Annotated in this window: 2 protein-coding genes; one reads left to right on the top strand and one right to left on the bottom strand. The window is 42.0% G+C overall.

The features are described 5' to 3' along the window. Nucleotides 1-589: GNAT family N-acetyltransferase (locus tag R8269_RS25930; RefSeq protein WP_318223004.1), on the top strand; the 589-nt coding region annotated here is incomplete at its 5' end. A 301-nt stretch (nt 590-890) separates the two neighbouring features. On the opposite strand, the gene R8269_RS25925 is transcribed toward R8269_RS25930, so the two are convergent. After that, nucleotides 891-1,080: hypothetical protein (locus R8269_RS25925; protein WP_318223003.1), on the bottom strand; the 190-nt coding region annotated here is incomplete at its 5' end.

Genomic DNA, 1,080 nt, shown 5'->3' with positions numbered 1-1,080 from the left:
GGGCATTGGCAAGCACATGCTAACACTACTCGAGGAAAGTGTTGGAGAACATGTGGATTATCTATCGACAAGTTTTGGTGCGACGGAAGAGTTGATTCAGTTTTGGCAACAAGCTGGTTATCAATCCATTCGTTTAGGAACTATGCGCGATGCCGCCAGCGGTTGTTATTCATTGTTGATGGTTCGCCAACTTGCGAATAAATCACAAACTTGGATTGATGACGCACAAGCATTGTTTCATGAGTTTTTGTCTGCGAGCCTTTCCCTTGTTTATCCTAAGTTAGAGCCGAGTCTGGCTAGAAGCTTGTTGCGTCAACCGATTCAACATCAAACCTTACATCCGACTAAGCGAGTATTGCTTCAAAGCTATGCGCAGGGTGGTGCAAGCTATGAATCGATTTTTGTGTGGTTACAACAGTGGCTGCGTCAACATGGTTTGGGGCCTGTTTCTGATTTGATGATAAGTAAAGTGTTCTTAAACCATGATTGGGGCATTTGTGCCAAACAATTTGGATTATCGGGAAGAAAGCAAGTTGAGCAACAGTTAAGAAGTGAGTTAGAAAAGTTGTTGAGTCAATTTACAGTGTAAACGCAACGCCTTATGGATTTACACTGTAAATAGAGACGAGCTGAGAGGAGTGACTTTACACTGTAAATTCACTCCTTTTTTGTTTTTGATGAATGATAAAAAGCAAACTCATGACCGACTAAGTTCAATGTTGAGCTGTAAACAAAATCGCCAATAAAAGGGAAGGAGTGGCGTCGCCACTTCTATTGTATTGAAGCGCTATAACTACAAGCTACAACTTTCTCATGCTGTAGAGTGGCGCATGAAGTGAAACGTGAGTGGAATGATTTACGCGGATGAATCACCATGCCTAATACTTTATTTACTCAATAATACCAAGGCTTCGACCTTTAGTGACCTGAGCCCTATTCTTCGAAGTGCGAGGTTTGTTCAGAAAATGTTTTTGGTTAGACTGAAAGTGTTGATGGGAAGCAAAGTGGTAAGGGTATGTGGAAGCTGTGTCTTGAGTTATCTGAAGATAAAACCAAGGTGATAGCCCGTCTTCCGGGTGA

The sequence above is a fragment of the Vibrio sp. Vb0667 genome (assembly GCF_033391095.1).
The sequence above is the reverse complement of the archived record's forward strand: the minus strand, read 5'-3'. Positions and strand labels throughout refer to the sequence as shown.